Annotated in this window: 20 protein-coding genes; 1 reads left to right on the top strand and 19 read right to left on the bottom strand. The window is 65.4% G+C overall.

Annotated elements, in window-relative coordinates:
* Nucleotides 1-65: 65 nt before the first annotated feature.
* Nucleotides 66-473: a nitrite reductase (NAD(P)H) small subunit gene (locus KO538_RS06795; protein WP_219327848.1), complete on the bottom strand. Its 408-nt coding sequence runs from the start codon at nucleotides 471-473 to the stop codon at nucleotides 66-68.
* A 210-nt stretch (nucleotides 474-683) separates the two neighbouring features.
* On the opposite strand from KO538_RS06795, the gene tsaD reads away from it, so the two are divergent.
* Complete coding sequence (gene tsaD, locus KO538_RS06800) at nucleotides 684-1,724, top strand: tRNA (adenosine(37)-N6)-threonylcarbamoyltransferase complex transferase subunit TsaD (protein WP_219327849.1); 1,041 nt, start codon at nucleotides 684-686, stop codon at nucleotides 1,722-1,724.
* Here tsaD and eutC read toward each other — a convergent pair whose 3' ends face one another.
* The 18 genes from eutC to KO538_RS06890 all read right to left on the bottom strand — a co-directional run bounded on the left by eutC (nucleotide 1,725) and on the right by KO538_RS06890 (nucleotide 20,853).
* Nucleotides 1,725-2,498 carry an ethanolamine ammonia-lyase subunit EutC gene (gene eutC / locus KO538_RS06805; protein WP_219327850.1) on the bottom strand — a complete coding sequence of 258 codons (774 nt, stop codon included), beginning with the start codon at nucleotides 2,496-2,498 and terminating at the stop codon, nucleotides 1,725-1,727. It abuts the gene before it with no gap.
* Between the two features lie 8 nt (nucleotides 2,499-2,506).
* Nucleotides 2,507-3,895: an ethanolamine ammonia-lyase subunit EutB gene (locus KO538_RS06810; RefSeq protein WP_219327851.1), complete on the bottom strand. Its 1,389-nt coding sequence runs from the start codon at nucleotides 3,893-3,895 to the stop codon at nucleotides 2,507-2,509.
* A 35-nt stretch (nucleotides 3,896-3,930) separates the two neighbouring features.
* Complete coding sequence (locus KO538_RS06815) at nucleotides 3,931-5,394, bottom strand: TIGR01777 family oxidoreductase (protein WP_219327852.1); 1,464 nt, start codon at nucleotides 5,392-5,394, stop codon at nucleotides 3,931-3,933.
* Entirely contained in the window at nucleotides 5,391-6,032 is a 642-nt protein-coding gene (locus KO538_RS06820; RefSeq protein WP_219327853.1) for a DUF4166 domain-containing protein, read from the bottom strand. Before KO538_RS06820 ends, KO538_RS06815 begins: the two co-directional genes overlap by 4 nt.
* Nucleotides 6,029-6,583, bottom strand: coding sequence for a GbsR/MarR family transcriptional regulator (locus tag KO538_RS06825; protein ID WP_034746943.1), 555 nt, complete (start codon nucleotides 6,581-6,583; stop codon nucleotides 6,029-6,031). The genes KO538_RS06820 and KO538_RS06825 overlap by 4 nt, the downstream gene beginning before the upstream one ends.
* A 67-nt stretch (nucleotides 6,584-6,650) precedes the next feature.
* Complete coding sequence (locus tag KO538_RS06830) at nucleotides 6,651-7,769, bottom strand: fatty acid desaturase (protein ID WP_374106832.1); 1,119 nt, start codon at nucleotides 7,767-7,769, stop codon at nucleotides 6,651-6,653.
* Nucleotides 7,766-8,881, bottom strand: coding sequence for a sterol desaturase family protein (locus KO538_RS06835; protein WP_219327855.1), 1,116 nt, complete (start codon nucleotides 8,879-8,881; stop codon nucleotides 7,766-7,768). The genes KO538_RS06830 and KO538_RS06835 overlap by 4 nt, the downstream gene beginning before the upstream one ends.
* Nucleotides 8,878-9,501 (bottom strand): phosphatase PAP2 family protein, encoded by a 624-nt coding sequence (locus tag KO538_RS06840; RefSeq protein ID WP_219327856.1) that lies wholly within the window; start codon nucleotides 9,499-9,501, stop codon nucleotides 8,878-8,880. The genes KO538_RS06835 and KO538_RS06840 overlap by 4 nt, the downstream gene beginning before the upstream one ends.
* A gap of 14 nt (nucleotides 9,502-9,515) precedes the next feature.
* Nucleotides 9,516-10,820, bottom strand: a complete 1,305-nt coding sequence (locus tag KO538_RS06845; RefSeq protein WP_219327857.1) for a F390 synthetase-related protein — start codon at nucleotides 10,818-10,820, stop codon at nucleotides 9,516-9,518.
* Entirely contained in the window at nucleotides 10,817-11,647 is an 831-nt protein-coding gene (locus tag KO538_RS06850; protein ID WP_219327858.1) for an MBL fold metallo-hydrolase, read from the bottom strand. Before KO538_RS06850 ends, KO538_RS06845 begins: the two co-directional genes overlap by 4 nt.
* Nucleotides 11,640-12,677, bottom strand: a complete 1,038-nt coding sequence (locus tag KO538_RS06855) for an NAD(P)-dependent oxidoreductase (RefSeq protein WP_219327859.1) — start codon at nucleotides 12,675-12,677, stop codon at nucleotides 11,640-11,642. The genes KO538_RS06850 and KO538_RS06855 overlap by 8 nt, the downstream gene beginning before the upstream one ends.
* Nucleotides 12,678-12,687: 10 nt before the next feature.
* Nucleotides 12,688-13,668 carry a 3-oxoacyl-[acyl-carrier-protein] synthase III C-terminal domain-containing protein gene (locus KO538_RS06860; protein WP_139091182.1) on the bottom strand — a complete coding sequence of 327 codons (981 nt, stop codon included), beginning with the start codon at nucleotides 13,666-13,668 and terminating at the stop codon, nucleotides 12,688-12,690.
* 49 nt (nucleotides 13,669-13,717) lie between these two features.
* Nucleotides 13,718-14,626 carry an ion transporter gene (locus KO538_RS06865; RefSeq protein WP_070301274.1) on the bottom strand — a complete coding sequence of 303 codons (909 nt, stop codon included), beginning with the start codon at nucleotides 14,624-14,626 and terminating at the stop codon, nucleotides 13,718-13,720.
* Between the two features lie 80 nt (nucleotides 14,627-14,706).
* Nucleotides 14,707-16,458: a cation:proton antiporter gene (locus KO538_RS06870; RefSeq protein WP_034746925.1), complete on the bottom strand. Its 1,752-nt coding sequence runs from the start codon at nucleotides 16,456-16,458 to the stop codon at nucleotides 14,707-14,709.
* Nucleotides 16,459-16,570: 112 nt separating this feature from the next.
* A complete protein-coding gene (locus KO538_RS06875; protein WP_070301273.1) occupies nucleotides 16,571-17,803 on the bottom strand; it encodes a metal-dependent hydrolase in 1,233 nt (410 codons plus the stop codon).
* Between the two features lie 102 nt (nucleotides 17,804-17,905).
* A complete protein-coding gene (locus tag KO538_RS06880) occupies nucleotides 17,906-19,567 on the bottom strand; it encodes a GDYXXLXY domain-containing protein (protein ID WP_219327860.1) in 1,662 nt (553 codons plus the stop codon).
* Nucleotides 19,564-20,523: a DUF2157 domain-containing protein gene (locus KO538_RS06885; protein WP_219327861.1), complete on the bottom strand. Its 960-nt coding sequence runs from the start codon at nucleotides 20,521-20,523 to the stop codon at nucleotides 19,564-19,566. The genes KO538_RS06880 and KO538_RS06885 overlap by 4 nt, the downstream gene beginning before the upstream one ends.
* A 39-nt stretch (nucleotides 20,524-20,562) precedes the next feature.
* Complete coding sequence (locus KO538_RS06890; RefSeq protein ID WP_219327862.1) at nucleotides 20,563-20,853, bottom strand: DUF427 domain-containing protein; 291 nt, start codon at nucleotides 20,851-20,853, stop codon at nucleotides 20,563-20,565.
* Nucleotides 20,854-20,903 lie beyond the last annotated feature (50 nt).

Below are 20,903 nucleotides of genomic sequence, written 5' to 3' on the forward strand. Positions count from 1 at the left end.
CCTACTCGACCGGCCGTAGGTCGGCTTAGCGCACAGCGCGCAAGCCGACACCACCACGAGGCATATCATGCCATCTGCACATGCGGCAGCAGCGCAAACGAGCCGGCCAGCGCCTGCTCGGCCTTGCTGGCCGGGACATTGAGCTCCTTCAAGTCCAGGTAGATGCGCCCGTCCAGGATGCGCACGGCATACATACGCGCCATGCCCTGCACGGGCGCCACCAGGCGGCCCGAATCGAGCTCGATGATCCAGCTGCTCTTCGGCCCCATCAGGTTTTTCTCCATCAGCACCCCATGCGCGAGCGGGCCGCCCAGGCAAGGCACTGTGTCGAGCAGCGCGTACACCATATCGTCAGCCGCGCGAAACAGCGCCACGCCCGGCAAATCCTGCCACGCCAGCCCCCGCTGCACCATGCGCGCGCCCGCCAGCGGCATGTCCTTCAGGCGGCAAATCATTTTCCATTGTTCTGGCATCGCTAGCTCCCTCGAGAAAGGTACACGCTTGCATAAGCAAGAGCGGTGCCAGTGCCGGCACAGGCGGGGAATGGCCAAAATCCAGGGAAAAATGGCACCGCGCCGCACTGCGCAAGTGCACACTGCCGCCGAAATGGTGCGCCTGCCGCACGGTGGACTGCCCGGCTTTCCTTTACAATGGTGGATTACTCCTCCCTATTTAACACCTTCATGATTGTTCTTGGCGTCGAATCCTCCTGTGACGAAACCGGCCTGGCCTTGTACGACACGCAACGCGGCCTGCTGTCGCACGCCCTCTATTCGCAAGTCGCCATGCACGAGCAATATGGCGGCGTGGTGCCGGAACTGGCGTCGCGCGACCATATCCGCCGCGCCATCCCGCTGCTCGAAGAAACCTTGACCAAGGCCGGGATCACCCTGCCCGAGATTGACGCCATCGCCTACACGCAAGGTCCAGGCCTGGCCGGCGCGCTGCTGGTCGGCTCCTCCGTTGCCTGCAGCCTGGGCCTGGCCATCAACAAGCCGGTGCTGGGCATTCACCATCTGGAAGGCCATCTGCTGTCGCCCTTGCTGGCATCCGAGCCGCCGGAATTCCCGTTCATCGCCCTGCTGGTGTCGGGCGGCCACACGCAGCTGATGCGCGTCGATGGCGTGGGCCAGTACACGATGCTGGGCGAAACGCTGGACGATGCTGCCGGCGAAGCGTTCGACAAGTCGGCCAAGCTGCTGGGACTCGGTTATCCGGGTGGCCCCGCCATTTCGCGCCTGGCGGAATTTGGCGACCCGCTCGCGTATAAACTGCCACGCCCCATGCTGCATTCGAAGGATTTCAATTTCAGCTTTTCCGGCCTGAAGACGGCCGTGCTGACGGTGGTGAAAAACCATGAAGAAAAAGTCATCGCGAATATCTGCGAACAGGACAAGGCGAACATCGCGCGCGGCTTCGTCGACGCCATCGTCGACGTGCTGACGGCCAAATGCGTGTCGGCCCTCAAGCACACGGGTTTGAAACGCCTGGTGATCGCCGGCGGCGTGGGCGCCAACGCGCAGTTGCGCGCCTCGCTCAACGCAGCGGCCGCCAAGAAGCGCTTCAAAGTGTATTACCCGGAGCTGGAATTCTGTACCGACAACGGCGCCATGATCGCCTTTGCCGGCGCCATGCGCCTGCAGATCAACCCCGACGCCGCCAAGCACGATTACTCGTTCAACGTGCGCCCGCGCTGGCCGCTGGACGAAATCCGCGAAGTCTGATCATTCCAGCAGGAAGTTGCGCGCCCCCGCCAGGGCCGCGCCCTCTTCCACCGTTTCATCCTTCAATGCCACGCCCGACAACTGCCGGCTGAACGCCTGCGACAGCAAATAGTGCAGCCGGTATGCCGCCTGCGCATACGCCAGCCCCTCGGGACGCACGTTCGAAATGCAGTTGCGGCGCTCGTCCAGCAAGCCCACTGCAGGTGCCCACGTCAGGTACAGGCCCAGGCTGTCCGGAGAAGTCAAGCCGGGCCGCTCGCCGATCAGCACCAGCACGGCGCGCGCCTGCAATAATTCCCCCACCTCGTCGCCGACAGCTACCCTTCCCTGCGCCACAATGTGCAGCGACGACAGCGTCCACGTCTCCAGCGCCAGCCGTTCGCGCAGGGCGGCCAGGAACGGTGCCGCGTGGCGCTGCACGGCCAGCGCCGACAGGCCATCGGCCGCCACCAGCGCCAGGTCAACTCCCGTGGCAGCGGTGGCCAGCCGCGCCCGTGAGCCCTCGTCGAGCCGGCGCCCCAGGTCGGGCCGTTGCAGATAGTCGGCGCGCGTGGCGGCCGCGCTGTGCAGCTGCACGCAGTCTTGCCCCTGCGCGGCCAGGACGCGCGCCAGGCCCTCGCCATCGAGCGCCAGATACACGGCGTCGCGCGCCTGCGCGTGGGCCAGCTGGAACGCCAACTGCGCCTTGGTCGGCACGCTGACGCCACGGCGCCCGAGCGCGATGCGCGCCGCCGTATGCGCGCGCAGGGCCTGCCAAGGGTTGGTTTCGTCCATGCGCCCTCCTAGTCGTCCAGGCGCAGCAGGGCCGCCTGGAAAGCCGGCGCCAGCGCTTCGCTCAAGCGGCCCTGCACATCCGTGATCCGCATGCGCGCCAGCCAGGCTTCGAATTCCGGCGCAGGGCGCAAGCCCAGCACTCGGCGCGCATACAGGGCGTCGTGGAACGAGGTGCTCTGGTAGCCGAGCATGATGTCGTCCGCGCCCGGCACGCCCATGATGAAGTTGCAGCCGGCCACGCCCAGCATGGTCAGCAAGGCATCCATGTCGTCCTGGTCCGCTTCCGCATGGTTGGTGTAGCACACGTCGCAGCCCATGGGCAGACCAAGCAGCTTGGCGCAGAAATGGTCTTCCAGCCCCGCGCGCATGATCTGCTTGCCGTCGTACAGATATTCGGGGCCGATGAAGCCGACGACGGAATTGACCAGCAGCGGCTGATACGCGCGCGCCACCGCATACGCGCGTGCCTCGCACGTCTGCTGGTCCATGCCGTGGTGGGCGCCGGCCGACAGCGCGCTGCCCTGCCCCGTTTCGAAATACATGGCGTTGTTGCCCACCGTGCCGCGCCCCAGCGACAGGGCCGCCGCCCGCCCCTCGGCCAGCAGCGCCAGGTCGATGCCGAAGCTGCGGTTGGCCGCCTGCGTACCCGCCACCGACTGGAACACGAGGTCGACGGGCGCGCCGCGGCGTATCGCCTCGATGGTATTGGTGATGTGCGTGAGCACGCATGACTGCGTGGGAATCCGGTACTGGTCGATGACGGCGTCGAGCAGGTGCAGCAGCGAGACCACCTGTGCCACATTGTCGGTGGCCGGATTGATGCCGATCACGGCGTCGCCGCTGCCCAGCAGCAGGCCATCGACGACGGAGGCGGCAATGCCTGTGGCGTCGTCCGTCGGGTGGTTCGGCTGCAGCCGCGTGGACAAACGGTTTTCCAGGCCCAGGGTATTGCGAAAGGCCGTGACGACCCGGCACTTGCGGGCCACCAGCACCAGGTCCTGCAAGCGCATGATTTTTGAGACGGCGGCCGCCATTTCCGGTGTGATGCCGGCGGCCACTTGCGACAGCGTTTGCGTATCCGTCGCGTCATCGAGCAGCCAGTCGCGAAAGTCGCCCACGCACAGGTGCGCAATGGAGGCAAAGGCGGACCGGTCATGACTATCGATGATCAGGCGCGTGACTTCATCGTCTTCATACGGCACCAGCGCCTCGCTGAGGAAGAGCGGCAGCGGCACGTCCGCCAGCGCCAGCTGCGCCGCCACCCGCTCGCGCGCGCTGACGGCCGCCACACCGGCCAGCACGTCGCCCGAACGCAGCGGCGTGGCCTTGGCCAGCAACTCCTTCAGGCTGGCGAACGCATAGGTATGGCTGTCTATCGTATGGCTGAAGCGGGGCATGGTTCGGTTCCTCCGATACCCCATTCTACGCCAGGCTACAGGCTGCGCAGCGCCCCTTCCAGCTGCGGATGACGGAAGACAAAGCCGTCGGCCAGCAAGCGGCGCGGCGCGACCCTTTGGCCTTCGACCAGCAAATCGGCCTGCTCGCCCAGCAAGGCTTGCATGACGAAGGCCGGCGTGGGCATGAAGCTGGGGCGGTGCAGCACGGCGCCCGCCACCTGGGCGAAGCGGCGCTGCGCTATGGCTTCCGGCGCGCAGAAGTTGTATGCGCCACTGACTGCCTGCTCTTCGCTGCGGCGCGCCAGATGGGCGATGCCGAGGATCACGTCGCGCACATGCACCCACGTGACCCATTGCCTGCCGCTGCCCAGCGGGCCGCCCACGCCAAAGCGGACCGGCAAGAGCATCTGCGGCAGCGAACCCTGGTGGCCAAAGACGAGGCCAAAGCGCATGCAGCCCACCTGCACGCCAAATTTCTCCGCCTGGCGCGCGGCCGCTTCCCACTCCTGGCACAGCTGCGACATGAAGATGGCTTGCGGTGTGCTCTCCTCCGTCAATTCCGTGTCGTCGCCCTGCGGCTGCACGCCGTAGTAGCCGATGGCCGACGCCGACAGCAGCACCCGCGGCTTGTGCTGCGCGCGGGCGATCCACGCCACCAGTGCCTGCGTCAGCGCGACGCGGCTGCGGCGCAAGGCGGCCTTGCGTGCATCCGTCCAGCGCCGCCCGACGATGCGCGCGCCGGCCAGGTTGACGACCATGTCGATACGCTGCGCATCCCCCAATTCGTCGAACGACTGGATACAGCGCACCTGGCCATCAAAGGTCCACGCGGCCTGCTTCGGCTGGCGCGTCAGCACCGTCACGGCATGGCCGTCGGCCAGCAAGGCGGCAACCAGCTGCTGGCCGATGAAACCCGTGGCGCCCGTCACCAGCACGGATTGTGACGTGCTGGCAAAGCGCAGGGGCCCCTCTTGCTCTGCCGTCTCTTGCACCTTGCGCCGTCCCAGCTGCCAAACGGCATACGCGTCGCGCAGGCCGGACAAGCCCACGCCCACGCCGCACAGGGCGAGGAAGACGCTGAGCCAGCCATACGGCTGCCACACGAGGGCCGTCGGCAAGGTCGCCCATTCGCTGCTGTTCAGGGCCAGCAGGGCGATGAAAGCGCCCGCGTTAATCGCCAGCACCGTGTGCGTAACCCGCTCCGTGGCGGGCAAGAGGCGCGTCCGGTCCTCGACGACGAAGTCCCACAGGGTCAGCACGATTTCCACGCCAAAGACGATCACCAGCACCCAGGCCCAGGCGCCATGCCACTCCCAGGCCGCCAGGCCCACGAACAGCAGGCCGTAGATCAGGGCGCGCGTCGCGTGGATCGTCAGCTCCAGGCGCGCCGATGCCTTTTGCGGCAGCGCCTCCGTAATTTCATGGTGGTAGATGGTGTCGAAGGCGCCCAGGCAGCCTTGCGCCGCCATCAGTTGCAGGGCCAGCAGATGCGTATTCATGGTGTCTCCTTCATTTCCGGTGCGGCCGATTCGCGGAACACGCCCGCCTGCGTGAACGTGGTGCCGAACAGCGCGTGGCGAATCTCGATGCGGATGTTGAACTGCTGCGGCGTTTCATTGCGGTGGCACAGAAAGGTTTTTCCGGGCGTGAGCACGCCGGGCAGCGGCAGGCGCCAGCCGAAAAGATCCCAAAAATAGCCGTCGCTGGTAAAGTGGAGATTGCCGTCTTCCACGTGCAGCACCAGCTTCATGCCCAGGCCCATGCCCACGTATTCGAGCACTTCGCCCTTCGCGCTTTCCGCCATATAGGAGGTAAAGCGGATCGGCGCGCGCCCGTGCAGGCGGTAGGTGCGCTGCTTGAAGATGAAGGGGCAGCCGGGGCGCGAATAGACTTCGATATCGACGGGGAAATCGTGATCGTCATGCGGGATCAGGGCGCCGTCAATGAAGGGGCGCGTCAGCCAGCCGAGGAATTTTCCCAGGCGCGAGCTGGTGAGTTCACTGAGCTCACCCCGGTAATACAGGGGCTGGCCCGGCGCGGGATTTTTCTCGAAGCGGCGGCGGATATCGGGGTGCAGGGTCAGCCATTGCGCGCCCATCACCTTCTTGAACAGTTCTCCTTCCGAAGGGCCGTTCATGATTTTGCGCGCTTGCCAGGTTTGTCTTCCGGGCTGAGGAACTTGGCCACCTTGCCGCCCATGGACAGCATACGCTGCAAGGTCGCCGGCGGCAGGTTTTTATAGTCGCTGTAGGTGCTGCTGAGCATTTCCAGAAAGGCCAGCACTTCGCCCATGCGCTCGAGCGTGGCCGGTGGAATGGCCGCATCGTGCTCGCCCTCGATCGCGCATTCGCGCAGCACCGTCAGGGTGGGATCGATCTCGCGCCGCTTGCGCTCCTCCATGATGACGCGGAAGATTTCCCACACATCCTGCAGGGCGACGAAGTGGTCGCGCCGGTCCCCCATCACGTGCGTACTGCGCGCCAGGCCCCAGCTTTGCAATTCCTTCAGGCTGTTGCTGACGTTCGAGCGGGCCACGTTCAGGCTGGCCGCGATGTCTTCCGCCGTCAGCGGTTCATTGGCCAGGAACAGCAGCGCGTGGATTTGCGCCACCGTGCGGTTGACGCCCCAGCGCGTGCCCATTTCGCCCCAGTGCAAAATGTACTTCTGCGTGGTCGGACTCAGTTCCATGATTTTCTCTAATTTCTGTCGTTACAGAAATGTAAGACGGAACGGAAACCGAGTCAAGCACGATTCGTCAGGTGCGAGTGGGCGGCTGGCCCATGGCGCGCAGGAATTGCTGCTGCGACTCTTGCAGCTGGCCGTAACCGAGTTCGCGGTAGACGAGGCCATGGCGCGGCGCCAGTTCGGCCAGGATGCGCGCCAGCGCCGGGTAGTGGCGGTGATTCCAGGTGGGGAACAGGTGGTGCGTGAGGTGCAGGTTCAAGCCGCCCAGCCAATAGCCTAGCCAGCGCAGCGCGCGCGGTTTCGGCGTCCAGTCGCAGGCCGTATAAAACGTGTGCTGGTACCAGTCGTGCGGCAAGGTGCCGTCCGCGCCCGGCTGGAAAAATTCCACTTCGGCCCAGTGCGTGCCGAGGATCAGCGCCACCAGCGCGCACGAGGCGATCATCTGGCCCAGGAAATACGCGCCCAGCACCGCGCCCCAACCTATTCCATGCTGCTGCAGCACCCACATGGGCAGCGCCAGCACCAGCGCCACGTGGCCCAGCTTCCAGCCGAGGAACGACAGCCAGCCGCGCCAGCCCTGCAAGCGGCTATGCGCGGCCACGGGTGTCTTGCCGAAGCGGTCCAGCCAGTCGCCATACCAGTTCAGATACGGCAGCGACAAGGCCGCCACCACGGGCCAGTACAGGTATTGATAGCGGTACTGGGGCGACCAGCTTTGGTACGGCGTCTGGCGCAGGAAGGGGTTCGGCTCCGTGTCGAGGTCATAGCCTTCCACGTTCGCATACGTGTGATGGAAGTGCACGTGGCGGATGGTCCAGAAATCCGTGTCCACGCCCACGGGCAAGCCCACCAGGCGGATCAGCACGCGGTTCAGGAATCCCTGGCGGAAGACGGCGCTGTGGGCCGCGTCGTGCAGGGTATTCATGGCCAGCGCCATGGCCGCGACCAGGCAAGCGACGTAGCTGGCGACAAACGGCCAGGTGCTGCCGGCGTTCAAGGCCAGCGCATACAGCCCCACCGTCAGCGCAGCCAGGAACACGGTTTTCGCATGCAGGCGCGCGTCGCCGAAGCGGTGTTTTCCTTCATCCGCCAGGTAGGCGTCGGCGCGGGCGCGCAATTCGCGGCGGAAGGCGGATTCGCGGGCGGACTGGAAGCGCAGCGGCGGCAGCGAAGGCACAGGCTGCGTCACGCGCGCGTCCCCGCTGCCGCCGGCCACCACAGGCGGCGCGCGCCATCGAGGCCATGCGCCAGCAGCGCGGCCAGGAAGACCATGCCCCACACGTCGCGCACGCCATACCAGCCCATATACAGGGCCGGCATGGCCAGCGCGATGGCGACCCAGGCGATGGCGCCCCAGCGGCGCGCATCCGACAGGCCGCCCAGCGCCAGGGTGCCGCCGAAGATCAGCGCGAACAGGATCGCCTGCTGCGCGCCGGCCAGCACCGCTTCGTGGTTGACGTAATAGATCACGAGGCCAAACAGGATTACGCCGCCGGTGCCGATAAACAGCTCGGGAACGTGGAAGGTGCCGCGCGACTGCCAGTGGGGGAACCGCGCGCGCAGCCATGTAAATAGTTTGCCGTTGCTGGCCAGCAGCGGGTTGTGCGTGGGTGTCATGCCCTTCACGCCATAGCGCATTTCCACGCCCTCGAGTTCGGGCTGGAAGCTGCCGAACAGCCTGTCCCACAGCAGCAGGGTGCCGCCGAAATTGCGGTTGATGTAGCGTTTATCGGTGCCGTGATGCACGCGGTGGTGCGAGGGCGTGACCATGAAACGATCGAGGATGCCGGACTTGTTCACCAGCGCATTGTGGTTATAGAACTGCACCGTGTAATGCAGCGACGAGACGACAAGGAAGATTTCCAGCGGCACGCCCAGCACGGCCAGGATGGCGATGAAGGGGAAATTCGTCAGCGACGAATACCAGGAATTGCGCACGCCCAGCGACAGGTTGAAATGCTCGCCCTGGTGGTGCACCACGTGCACGGCCCACAGCAAAGGAATCTTGTGGTGCAGCCGGTGCATCCAGTAAAAGCACAGGTCCCAGGCAAAAAAAGCGAATATCCATTGCGCCACCACGGGCCACTGGTCGACGATGTGCAGGTTCACATGGCGCAGCAGCAGAGCGAAGGCCGCCACTTCCACGCCGCGGAACACCCACATCAGGATGTGGCCGGAATTGAGATTGAAGATCACGTCCTTCCACGGCACGGGCGTCTTGCGTACCCATTTGAGTATCAGCAGTTCGGCCAGCACGAAGGCCAGCATGATCAGGAACGACAGGGCAAATGGATTCATCATGGTGCGGTTTTGATGGAAACGGCGCGGCGGGCAGCCAAGGATACCTGCATTTTCGCCAGCATGCCGCCAGCGATGCCGACAAACAGGCCGGCGGCCAGGTCGATGCTCACGTGCCGGCGCAGCGCGATGATGGCGTAGCAGATGGCCACGCCCAGCACCAGGGCCAGCGCGGAACGAACCAGGTGGCGTTTGTCGCACAGGGCCCATACGCACAGCAGGGTCAGGGCGCCGTGCAGCGACGGCAGGCAGTTTTGCGTGGAATCCGCCGCCTGCAGCATGCGCAGCGCCTGCGTGCTCCACGCGTTGCCCTCGCCCACGGGCGGGTAGGCGAGCGTGGTCGGATACAGCAGGAAGACCACCCCGCACAGGACGGCGGAAAGCGCCATGGCGCGCGCCAGCCAGCGCACGCGGGCCGCATCGGCCGCCAGGTAGGCGTACGGGATCAGGATGAAGAAGGACAGGTACAGCCAGATGGCAGAGTCGCTGTAGGGGATGGCGCGGTCGATGGCCGTTTCGGGCAAGAGTACCCCCTGCCCTTGCAGCAAATCGCTGGAAAAATACACGAGGCCGACGCTGCCCCAGCCGGCCAGCAAGTGCAGCAGGCGGGAATACAGCGTCATGGTGTCTACAGATTTCATGCGGTGGCAAGACGCCGGATGCGGCGCCGTTTCATGGTGGGGTCAAAAGGAGGCAGTTCGCCGCTCGTCGTCCAGGCCAGGCTATCGACAGCCACGCCCAGGCCCTGCAGCACCGTTGCCAGGTGCGCGCGCAGGGCGGCCAGGCCGGCATCGTCCAGCGCCGCATGCAGCTGCAAGGCGCTATCGCCCGACTGCAACAGGCGGTAATCGGCGTCCGGCGGCAAGGCTTGCGCGAACGCGCGCGTCAGCACGTCGGCAAACACGGCGACCGGTTCACCGCCGTTCGCCGATGGCAAGGATGGCAAGAACAACATATCGTCGCAGCGCCCTTCGATGCCATCGATGGCGCGCGTGGCGCGGCCGCACGGGCATGGCGTGGCGCGCGCGATCAGGATATCGTCCAGGCGGTAGCGCACGATGGGCTGCGTGATGCGCGTAAAGTCCGTAATCACGGGTACGAAGCGGCGTTGTTCCGCATCGAGCCACTGCGGCTCGATGTGCACGTATTCTTCGTTCAAATGCAGCACGCCGTGTTCGCAGCTGCTGGCAAGGAAACCCTCGGTGGCCTGGTAGATTTCATGCACGGCGCCAAACGCCTGCACGATCAGTGCGCGGTCCTGCGCTTCCAGTACTTCGGCCACGGAGATGACTTTTTTCGGCGCCAGCGCGAGGCTGCCGTCGATGACGCGCAGGGCCAGCTGGCGCAGTACCTGGGCCGGCGCGACGATGACGGATGGCCGGTATTGCGCCAGCCGCGCGCACAGTGCGTCGAACGGTTCGAACAGATCGTAAAACGCAAAGGTCAGCCACGGCGAACGCACGGCCGTGTACAGATTGCTGTTCGCGCGCAGGAACAGCGCGACTCTTTCGCCGGAAAACAGGCCGTCGGGCAGCGCCTTGGCCAGCATCACGCCCGCCCATTGGGCTTTTTCGCGGGGGCTGACGGTAAACACGGCGCGCCGCGACGAGGTACCCGACGACAGGCCGACCGTGATGTCGCCGACAGCCGGCGTGAAGTCGCGGCTATGCTCGGCCGCCATGGCCGCATCCATCGCCTGCGCCAAAGTCACCCCTTGCGTGTTCATGGCGTCGAAATGCTCGAGCATCAGCTCCTTGTTCATGGTCGGCCAGGCATCGAGCGGCAAGTTGCGGTATGGGGCAAAGTAGCGGCTGCGCGCGCACAGCACATCGATGAAACGGGCCAGCTGCCGCTGCTGGTAGGCGGCCAGCTGCGTGCGGTCCGCAAAGCGCAGGCGGCGCGTGCGCCAGTACGACAGCAACAGCCAGACGATACGCTTCACGGGCGGCCCGCCACGGCAATGTAGTCGACCGTATCTTCGTGCGTGATGCGGATCTGCGCATTGCCCGAGCGGTGCAGCTGGTGCAGCCGGTTCAGGGTGGCGTAGTACGGCGCGCGCTTGTGCTGGATGATGAACGACAGTTCCGAGGGGCCGCGCAGTTGCTGGAAGCTTTCCGGCACCCAGGCCGCGTCCGACGCCAGCAAGGTCCAGCCACCATCCTGCAGCACGAAGGCGCCCAGATGGCCGATGGCGTGGCCGGGCAAGTCGACGATGTAGATCTCGCCCGTGCCGCTGACGTCGCGCCCGTGCGTGAATGGCAGCAGGGCCGCCGGCAGGGCCGTTTCGGGCACGCTTTCCACGAAATCCAGGCGGTCGGCGATATCGTTCGGCAGCAGCTCGGGCACGAAGGCCTGGCGCACGGCGGCCACGCCGGACAGGCCGCGCACGGCGTCCCAACCGGTTTGGGACGCCATCAGGCGCGCGCCGGGAAAGTCGCGCATGCCGGCGATATGGTCGGCGTGGAAGTGCGACAGCAGCAGGGTGTGGATGTCGCCGGGCGATACGCCATGCGCGCGCAGCTGGCCCTGCAGCGACTCGTTCTCGTCGAAGAAAATCGGCGTCACCCACGCATACATGCGGTACACGCCTTTCGACGTGGCGGCGCGGAAGTGTTCGGCGTAACCGGTGTCCCACAGGTACAGGCCCGCGCGCGTCTCGATCAGGTAGGCGCGCGACGGGAAGCAGCGGCTGGCCAGCCCGCTGCCTTTCAGGACCATGCACGAAGGATGGGTGCAATGGCCGACGCGAAACGCGGTGATGCTAGCCATTGCGCTCCTTGCCCACCTTGTGCGCCGCCGCTTCCTGGCGCATCCACTGCGCCGTGCGGGCGATGCCGTCCTGCAGGCTGACGATGGGGCGGTAGCCGAGCACCTTGCGCGCCTTGGCGTTATCGAGCGTCATGTCGAAACTGAGCGCGCCGATGCTGTAGGGCGTCAGCGATGGCTCGCGGCGCGTGAAGCGCGAGGCGAACTGCATCAGGCGCGCCACCACCGCCAGCACGCGGTAAGGCACGCTGACGATCTCGAACGGCTGCTGCAGATGGTCGCAGAACAGGGTGCGCAAAATGTCGCACAAGCGCGCCGGTTCGCCATTCGTGATGTTGAAGGCGGCGCCCGAAGCGATGGTCTTGTGCACGGTGGCCAGCCACATCGCATGCACGACGTTGTCGACATAGGTGACGTCGATGGTGGCCGCGCCGCCATTGGGCAACGGCAGCTTGCCGCCGCGCTCCTGCAGCACCCTCGCCAGGCGCGGAATCAGGACCTGGTCGTGCGGGCCGAAGATGGCGCGTGGTCGCAGGATCACGCACGTCATGCCGCGCTGGCGGTCGACGCACTCCTGCACCAGTTTTTCCGCCATCGCCTTGCTGCGCGCGTAGGCGTTGACGAAGGCGTCGGGACGGAAGCTTTCCGGCACCTCGTAGCGGTTGCGGTAGTCGAAATAGATGGCCGGCGTGGAGATGTGCACGAAGCGCGCCACGTGCAGGCTGGCGGCCGCGCGCAGCAGCTGGGCCGTGGCCGTGACATTGGCGGCGATGAAGTCGCGTTCCGCGCCCCATGGCGACGACAGCGCGGCGCAGTGCCAGACGGTGTCCATGCCGCGCACGAGTTCGTCGACCTGGCGCGGCGTGGCCTGCGCCAGGTCGAGCGCGACGAATTGCGCGCCCATGCGTTCGAGTTCGCGGCCCACGGCGGCGTTGCGGCCCGTGGCGCGCACTTCCACGCCCTGCGCCAGCAGAGTGCGCACGGCATTGCGCCCCAGCCCGCCCGTCGCTCCCGTGACCAGTATCCGCCTCATCGCCCCACCTTCACAGGTCAAGTATCATGCCGCCGATGGTCAGGCCAGCGGCCGTGCCCATCATCAGCAAACGCTGGCCTGCCACGGCCCGCCCCGTCATCACCGCCTCGTGCAGGGCGGTGGGCAAGGACGCGGCCACCTGGTTGCCATGCGTTTCAAAGATCTTGATGATTTTAGCATCGGGAACGTCGAGGATGCGCGCCGCATGCGCGAGGCCCAGCGGGCTGGCCTGGTGTGGCACGACCACGTCGACTTTATCCAGTCCCGCGCCCGATTCGGCCATCAATTCTGCGAGGAAATCCGGCATCACCTTGACGGCCAGGCGGAACACGGCCTTGCCATCCATGCGGAACAGGTAGTCGCCCGGTTCGCAGCCGTTGCGCGGGTTGCGCTCGGTGCCGCCGCCGCGGATTTCGCAGTAGCGCCGCCCTTCCGGATACGTGCCCATCTTGTAGGCGCGGATGCCAGCGCTGCCGTCGCCCCGCTCGACGATGACGGCGGCGGCGCCGTCGCCAAAGATCATCGACGCTTCCGGCTCGCTCCAGTCGACCCCGCGCGACGCGAGGTCGGACGAGACGATGGCGATGCGCCGATAGGCGCCGCCGGCCAGCATGGACGCGGCCACGCGGAAGGCAGCCATGAAACTGAGGCAGCTGGCGTTGACATCGAAGCTTTGCGTGCCAGGCGGCAAGCCCGCATGTTCGGCCACGAAGCAGGCCGTGTTCGGCAACGCCTGCTCGGGCACGCCGCAGGCGCAGATCAGAAGATCGATGTCGGCCGGACGCAGGCTGGCATTCTTCAGCGCATCGAGCAGGGCGGCGGCGCCCAGCTGGCTTTGCGACTCATCGGGCGCGGCGACAAAGCGCGACAGCACGCCGCTCTTGCGCAAGGTGTAGCCGGCCGGATGGCCCAGTTTCAGGTCCAGGCTGGCGGAGGTAACGCTGTGCGACGGCACGGCTTTGCCCGTCGCGATCAGGCGAACTGGAATCATGTTGGCCTTAAAAAAGTAAAGTAAATACGGTGGATGAAGGATTCAGGCGCTAATCGCGTGCCAGCGGCGGCAATGCGACACCGCAGTTCTTGCAGAAATTGGCATCGTCATCGAGCCCTTCTTTCAGGCACGTGGGGCAGGTACGCGTGGTGACCAGCTTGGAACTGCGCTGTACCGTCATCTCGGCGCTGATAATGCCGGTAGGCACTGCCAGGATGCCCCAGCCCAGCAACATCATCAACGAGGCGATGGTGCGCCCGATGTCGGTCTTCGGCGTGATATCGCCGAAACCCACCGTGGTCATGGTGCTGATGGCCCAGTATATCGACGTGGGGATACTGCTGAAACCGTTTTCCGGCCCTTCCACCACATACATCACTGTGCCCAGCAGAAAGACCACCATCATGACGAACGACAGGAAGATGAGGATCTTGCGCCGGCTGGCCAGCAAGGCCCGCCCCAGCACCGTGTATTCATGCACATACGACGTGAGCTTGAGGATACGGAACATGCGCAGCAGGCGCAAAATGCGCACGTCGATCAGTACGTGCGCGCCCGGCAACAGCAAGCCGATGTAGGTTGGCACGATGGCCAGCAAGTCGATAACGCCGAAGAAACTCTTGGCGTAGCGCACCGGATGCTGCAGGCACGCCAGGCGGGCGAAGTATTCGATGGTGAATAAGATCGTGAAAAACCATTCGAGCGCCGTCAGCCAGGTGCCATAGCGCTCGGCCACGGAGGCGACACTGCTGAGCACGACCACCGTCACGCTGATCAGGATGGCGGCGATCAGCAGCAAATCGAAGGCGCGGCCCGTGCGCGTTTCCGCCTCGAAGATAACGGTGTACACCTTCTCGCGCCAGCCCCGCTCGGGCTTGCCAAATTTTTGCTGCGTTTCCTGCGCCGCCAGCTGCTGCGGCGTCAGGGGCGCCGCTCCGCTTTTCGTCGCGGCTTTCATGTGGTTGATGTGCTCATATACTATTATTGTATAGATAATTGACAAAGCACGGCGACACGCACTGTTGCGCTACGGCAGCACTACGACAGCTTTTTCGCCAGCAGCACGGCATTGCGTCGGTCGCGCTCGGCTTGCACGATGTCCGTCGTGCGCGCTTCCGACAGGCCCACCTCGTGCAATACCGTGGCCGTCAGCTGCAGCGCCGACTCCAGCGCCTCGGGCACGACCAGGGTGGCGCCCGCCAGTATCAGGGCCACGGCATGCGCCTCGTCACGGGCCCGCGCATACACGGGCAGCTGCGGATATTCGCGGCGGATCGATTTCACGGCATGCAGCACGGAGGCCGCATGGTCCATCGTCAGCACGACGGCGGCAGCCCGGTCCGCATTCACCTTTTGCAACAGTTCCGCGCGCGACGCATCGCCGAAATACACGGGGAAACCGCGCGGATGCAGGGTCGTCACCAGGCGCGCGTCGTTTTCAATCGCCACATACGCGATATCCTGCTCCGTCAGCACCTTGGCCAGCAACTGCCCCACCCGGCCGAAACCGGCGATGATGACGGTGCTGCCCTGCGGCGGCAGCGCGCCATGCGCCAGGTCGGCCAGCTGATGGTGGTGGCGCTGTTCCCACCAGTTGCCGAACGCGCGGGCCGCCTTGGCCAAGGCCGGCGTGGCAAACAGGCTCAGGCCCACCACCAGCATGACGAACTGCGCCACCTGCGGGCCGATCAGTTTGGTACCGAGCGCATACGCGACGACGATGAAGGCGAATTCGCCGCCCTGCCCCAGCAGCACGCCCGTTTCCACGGCGCGCCCCCAGTGAAAGCCGCCGATGCGGAAAATCACGCTGATGACCAAGGTCTTCAGCGCAAACAGGCTCAGCACGGCCAAGGGAATCAGCACGGGCGACTTGAGGATTTCACGCACGTCGATCTGCATGCCCACGGACATGAAGAACAGCCCCATCAGCAAGCCCTTGAAGGGCTCGATCGTCACTTCCACTTCGTGGCGAAATTCCGTTTCCGCCAGCAGCAGGCCGGCCAGCAAGGCGCCCAGCGCCATCGACAGGCCCGCCAGATACGTCAGGCCGGCGATGCCCAGGGTACTGAGCAAGGTCAGGGCCATGAACACGTCGGGCTGGTGCTTCTTGACAAAGAACTGGAACAGCGGGCGGATCACGCGGCGTCCCAGCAGATAGATCAGCAGGATGGCACCCGCCGATTTCACGGCCGCAAAGCTGAGCAGATACGCCAGGTCGTCGCTGCGCCCGCTGGCGAAGACGTCGATCAGGATGAACAGCGGCACCACCATCAAATCCTGGAACATCAAGATGGAAAAGCCCGCCTGCCCGGCCGGCGTCTGCAAGGAACGCTGATCGGTCAGCAACTGCATCACGACGGCCGTCGACGACAGCGACAGCACCAGGCCCAGCACGATGGACGCTTCCAGCGACAGGCCAAAATAATACGCCACGCCGCCGATCAGGCAAGCGCTGACGGCCACCTGCCCCACGCCCGCGCCGAACACCCAGCGCCGCAGCGCCCACAGCCGTTCCGTCGACAGCTCCAGGCCGATCATGAACATCAAGAACATCACGCCCAGCTCGGCCAGGCCGCTCACCTGCTCGGCCCGCACGAACGAGAAATACGTCAGCCACGTAAAATCGCCGGCCCACAGGCCGAAGCCGAACGGGCCGAACAGGGCGCCCACGGCCAGGAAGCCCAGCACCTGGTTGACCTTCAGGCGTTGCAATAGCGGGATAAAAATCCCGGCCAGGGCGAGAAACAGCAGGGTTTCTCGCAAATACGGTAAGGCGTGCTGCTCTTCCAAAATAGTCCTAACTTAATGATATCCATGCCGAATTGGCAATTATTGCATGCTGGGTCGTGGCAAAACAGGCGCACCCGCGATATTTTTTGCCTAAAAGCAACACAGCCGTTCTCTATTTCGGCGGCGCCAGCATGTCCGCGCGGGGACGGTCCCAGCCCGGCACGTAGGCGGGGCATGGCCGGCTGCGGAACTGTTGCAATTCGACCGTGGTGAAATTGGGCTGCATGCCAGGATTGAAACGCACGTCCGTCAGCTTGTCGGCATTCAATCTGGGCATGCGCGCAAAGCGGAACCAGGCGTCCACATAGCAATTGTCTTCCTGCAAGGCGCGCAAGGCGGCCAGGCTGCCCGCCGCCCGGGCGGACACGGCGATGCCGGGCGCCAGTTGCTGCTCCTTCTTGCCCGTCTCGGCCAGCCCGGCCGGGCAGGCGGCGGGCGCCAGCGATGCGGGCAGCAGGCTCAGGGTGCCGCGCCGCAGGGTGTACACGTCCGTCTTGCTGTCGAGCGAGACATAGATCCAGCACAGCGGATTGCTGGGGAAGGCCGTCATCGACACGTCCCACACGCGCGTGCCGGGATCGAGCCGCTGCACGGCCGCCTCGATGCGCGTACGGCCGAGGGCCGACGCCACGCCCTGCGTACCGATGAAGGTGGCGGCCAGCGCGAAAGCCAGCAGCAATGGACCGCGTCCCCGTTCGCCGGCCCGTCCCTGCAGCACGGCCAGGATCACGCCCAGCCCCAGCAGCACGGCCAGCGAGGCGGGCGCCAGATAGGTTTTATAGGTGAAGAAACACAGGGCCGCCGCCAGCCCCGCCAGCAGCACGCTTTTGACGATGCCATAGCGCAAGGACATGATCACTGGCACGCCCAGCAGCACCCAGAACATCGGTTCGACAATGAAGACCATGTCGCCATACAGCCAGCGGCTGTCAAACGGATAGAACGGGTGCAAGCCATAGGAATTGAGGAAATCCATGCTCATGTGCAAGCAGAATCCCAGCAGCAGGCAAGCGGCCAGACCGATGCGGGCGGGCACGCTTTCCTTCAGCAGACGGCGCGCGCCCGGCCATAACAGCCACAGCAAGGCCAGCAAGAGCAGCGCCTGGGGCAAGGCCAGCAGCAAGGTGTGCGTGTGGCCACGGTGGTGCAGCATGTAGCCGAAGGGGCGTGGCAACAACTTGGTCAGCACCAGGTCGAGATCGGGCGCGTTGCTGGCAAACCATGCTGTAAAGAGAAACAGCGCACGCCGGGTGCGCTGTGCGGGGGCTTGCGGCTCGGGCGGCAGGCTGCGGTGTACCAGTTCGCCGACCCCGAGGCCGATGACCGAATGCGTAATATTATCCATCGGGCAATTTTACAGGATGCGGCCACCCCAAGAGCAAAGGCTGGGGTCGTACCCTCAGGTTACGACCCCGGATTCTGCCATTGGGTTTGTTCAATCAAGCGGCTACAGCGCCTGTAAATCTTCCCCGCGCATGCCCACCAGCAAGGCGCGGCCATCGGGCAGCACGCGGAACTCGCCATAGCGCGCCTTTTCCCAGCGCGCCGCTTCGCCTTCCTTGAAGAACCAGGCATCGCTGACCAGCACCCAGTTCCCATCCTTCGGCGTCAGCTCGAGCAGGAATTCGCCGGGTGCCAGCGCTTCTTTGGTGTACGGGCGCAGCAGTTCCGCCACGCCGCGCGCATCGCGCCTGGCCACGACAAACGGCCGGCCGGGCGCCCGCTCCACGCTGGCCAACGTGCTCAGCACGCCAAGGTTGACGAAATTGAGGCGCATGTAGTCGCCCTGCATCAGCGAGCGGGGATCGACGGGTTCCAGCGCCACGAAGATTGCTTCCCCCTTGGCAATCAGCTGCTCTTTTTGCCAGATGCCGCCATTGGCGACGAACAACACCAGCAGCAATCCGCCCAGCACGCCCAGGCGCAAGAAGCGGCGTTCGACCGCCACGCCCGCCGGTTTGCTTTCCACCAGGTGCAGCACGGCGCCGCGCGTGGCCAGCCACGACAGGGCGCACAGCACGGCGCCCGCTATCGCCAGCAGCGCCGCCTTGCTGGCCAGCGGCCAGGCCAGTTGGTAATAAAAGCTGCCGATGATCCACGCCGCCGCCAGCGCGGCTGCCACGGCCACGCGCGAACGCCCGCTCGTCACGCAATACGCAAGGATCAGCAGCACCGGACCCAGCGCCGGCATGAACCACGCCAGCACGATCAGCACCAGCGCCACGCCGATGGCGGGCAACTGGCGCAATGCGGGCCAGCGCCACCCCGTCCAGGCAGCGGCCGCCACGGCCAGCACGAGCGACACGCCATTCAAGGCCTGCGCATACCAGGCAATACCCTGATGCCGGGTCACTTCGCGCGCCACTTCGCCGGCAAAGCCACCGCCCAAGGCACCGCCCAGCATGAAGGTCATGCCCGACCAGAAGACCAGCCCCAGCAAGATCGCCAATACCCACCCCGTCGACAGCGATTCCAGGAAAGCGGCGACGGGCGCGCCGCGGCCATCATTGAACGCTTGCTTCTGCAGCCAGTGGGCGGCCAGCCACAGTGCCAGGGCCAGCATCCAGGCGAAATACAGTTGCGTGGGGTCGTTCTCGAAAATCCAGTCGCGCGTGCTATCGACGATGCCCAGCCCCAGCAAGCCGCAGGCGACCAGTCCCAGCAGCACGCGCAGCCAGTCGCGCGGCAAGGCGGCGGCCACCACCAGGCACGCCAGGCACAGCAGCAGCGACGCCGTCTGCGTGGAATAGTCGCGATACAGGGCATAGCCGAGCAAGCCGCCGCCCACGAGCAGACAGGGCACGGCCAGTTGCTCGACAAACAGCGCCACGCCGCGCGTGCGGATCAGCAGCACGGCCACCACCAGCACGATGGCGGCCACAACATACGCGCCGGGACCGTGGCGCACGATGCTTTCCAGGCCCACGCCCAGCGCAATCATCAGGGGAATGGCGGCCAGCCAGGCGCCGAAGGCCGTCATCAGCACCAGCGGCCACGGCCGAACATCCTGCACGGGGCGGGTGGCGTTGGGCGGCAGCAGGCCGGCGCGCGTGGCGTCGTCGATCAAGGTGGCGAGCGCATCGGTTCGTTGAGTATTGATATTGCTCATGCCGCCTCCCGGCGCGTGCGCCACAGTATGCCTTGCACGGTCAGCGCCAGCAGCACGGCGGCCAGCAAGCCCAGCACGGTCAGCGCGCCGACGCCGTCGCCATGGCCGTTGAACAGCACGTGCGTCAGGCCGCCCACCAGCAAGGTGTTGATACCGAGCGCCACGGCGCTCAGGCCGAACACGTCAAAGAACCGGCCCGTGGCCAGCAGGACGCCGGCGACGAGCAGCAAGCCCAGTCCGGCCCAGTACGGCGACTCGATCTCATTGCCGAACAGGGCGCTGACGGCCGTGCCCGTGATGAGGATGGTGGCCAGCACCAGGCCCAGGCGCAGGGCCCAGCTGCCCGCGCCCGTCCAGCGCGCCAGCAGGGGGGAGACAAACGCACAGGCAAGCAGCACGGCCAGCCAGCCGCTGAGGAAAATGCTCAGGTCGGACGAATCGATGCGCCAGCTATGGCGCACATGGGCCTGCATCCACAGCGTGACGGCCGTCGACAGTACCAGCATCCACGGCGTCCACAGCACATCGCTGCGCGCGACAAAACACAGGGGCAAGGCCAGCACGGCCCACAGGGCGAACAGCTGCCACGGATCGGCGCCCGTCTGGTACGTCTGGCCGAAATACGCGAACAGGCCGCCGATGGCCAGCAAGGCCAGCAGCAACAAGGGAACGCGCGCCTTGGGCACGGCAAACGCGCCCACGCAGGCGGCGGCAAACATGCCTTGCAGCAGGGCAAAGCGGCCCATGCGGCCGAAGTCTTCCCAATTGGCGGCCACCCAGCAGATCAGGCCCATGCCCAGCAAGGCGGCGCCCAGCACGGCCACGCCGCGCGGCAGCCAGTGGGCCAGGCGCGCCGGTTCGCGCTGGAAACCGGCCACTTCCTGCAACTGCCTGGTTTGTTGGGCATCGAGCGCATGGGCCGAGGCGAGTTGGTACACGGCGAGGCGTAAATCCATCGTCTGCTTTCTATTGATTTTTAGTATGGAAAGAAAGTGTCAGCGCTCGACGCTGACGCCGCGCCAGAAGGCGACGTGGCCAGCAATTTGCTTGGCGGCATCCTTGGGCTGGGGGTAATACCAGGCCGCGTTGGCATTGACCTGGCCGTCGACGACGAGGTCGTAATAGCTGGCCGTGCCCTTCCACGGGCAGATGCTCGTGTGGCTGCTGGGACGCAGGTAGTCCTGCGTCACGGCCGACAAAGGAAAATATATATTGTTTTCAACGACTTGCACCTGCGCATCGGTCGCTTGCGCGATGACGGCGCCATTCCAGCGGGCTGTTGGCATTTGGCTATCCTCCTTCACTGCGGAGTGTAGCCGAAATTAACCGTCATGGC

Source organism: Janthinobacterium sp. NKUCC08_JDC (assembly GCF_019345575.1).
GTDB lineage: Bacteria > Pseudomonadota > Gammaproteobacteria > Burkholderiales > Burkholderiaceae_D > Janthinobacterium > Janthinobacterium aestuarii.

Excerpts from the sequence above, each read along its gene's own strand:
- eutC (WP_219327850.1), bottom strand. The coding sequence starts at position 2,498 with ATGGACGAAACCAACCCTTGGCAGGCCCTGCGCGCGCATACGGCGGCG.
- KO538_RS06795 (WP_219327848.1), bottom strand. The coding sequence starts at position 473 with ATGCCAGAACAATGGAAAATGATTTGCCGCCTGAAGGACATGCCGCTG.
- KO538_RS06835 (WP_219327855.1), bottom strand. The coding sequence starts at position 8,881 with ATGATGAATCCATTTGCCCTGTCGTTCCTGATCATGCTGGCCTTCGTG.
- KO538_RS06885 (WP_219327861.1), bottom strand. The coding sequence starts at position 20,523 with ATGGATTTACGCCTCGCCGTGTACCAACTCGCCTCGGCCCATGCGCTC.
- KO538_RS06850 (WP_219327858.1), bottom strand. The coding sequence starts at position 11,647 with ATGGCTAGCATCACCGCGTTTCGCGTCGGCCATTGCACCCATCCTTCG.
- KO538_RS06820 (WP_219327853.1), bottom strand. The coding sequence starts at position 6,032 with ATGAACGGCCCTTCGGAAGGAGAACTGTTCAAGAAGGTGATGGGCGCG.
- KO538_RS06865 (WP_070301274.1), bottom strand. The coding sequence starts at position 14,626 with ATGAAAGCCGCGACGAAAAGCGGAGCGGCGCCCCTGACGCCGCAGCAG.
- KO538_RS06855 (WP_219327859.1), bottom strand. The coding sequence starts at position 12,677 with ATGAGGCGGATACTGGTCACGGGAGCGACGGGCGGGCTGGGGCGCAAT.
- KO538_RS06875 (WP_070301273.1), bottom strand. The coding sequence starts at position 17,803 with ATGGATAATATTACGCATTCGGTCATCGGCCTCGGGGTCGGCGAACTG.
- tsaD (WP_219327849.1), top strand. The coding sequence starts at position 684 with ATGATTGTTCTTGGCGTCGAATCCTCCTGTGACGAAACCGGCCTGGCC.
- KO538_RS06840 (WP_219327856.1), bottom strand. The coding sequence starts at position 9,501 with ATGACGCTGTATTCCCGCCTGCTGCACTTGCTGGCCGGCTGGGGCAGC.
- KO538_RS06825 (WP_034746943.1), bottom strand. The coding sequence starts at position 6,583 with ATGGAACTGAGTCCGACCACGCAGAAGTACATTTTGCACTGGGGCGAA.
- KO538_RS06880 (WP_219327860.1), bottom strand. The coding sequence starts at position 19,567 with ATGAGCAATATCAATACTCAACGAACCGATGCGCTCGCCACCTTGATC.
- KO538_RS06815 (WP_219327852.1), bottom strand. The coding sequence starts at position 5,394 with ATGAATACGCATCTGCTGGCCCTGCAACTGATGGCGGCGCAAGGCTGC.
- KO538_RS06810 (WP_219327851.1), bottom strand. The coding sequence starts at position 3,895 with ATGCCCCGCTTCAGCCATACGATAGACAGCCATACCTATGCGTTCGCC.
- KO538_RS06890 (WP_219327862.1), bottom strand. The coding sequence starts at position 20,853 with ATGCCAACAGCCCGCTGGAATGGCGCCGTCATCGCGCAAGCGACCGAT.
- KO538_RS06860 (WP_139091182.1), bottom strand. The coding sequence starts at position 13,668 with ATGATTCCAGTTCGCCTGATCGCGACGGGCAAAGCCGTGCCGTCGCAC.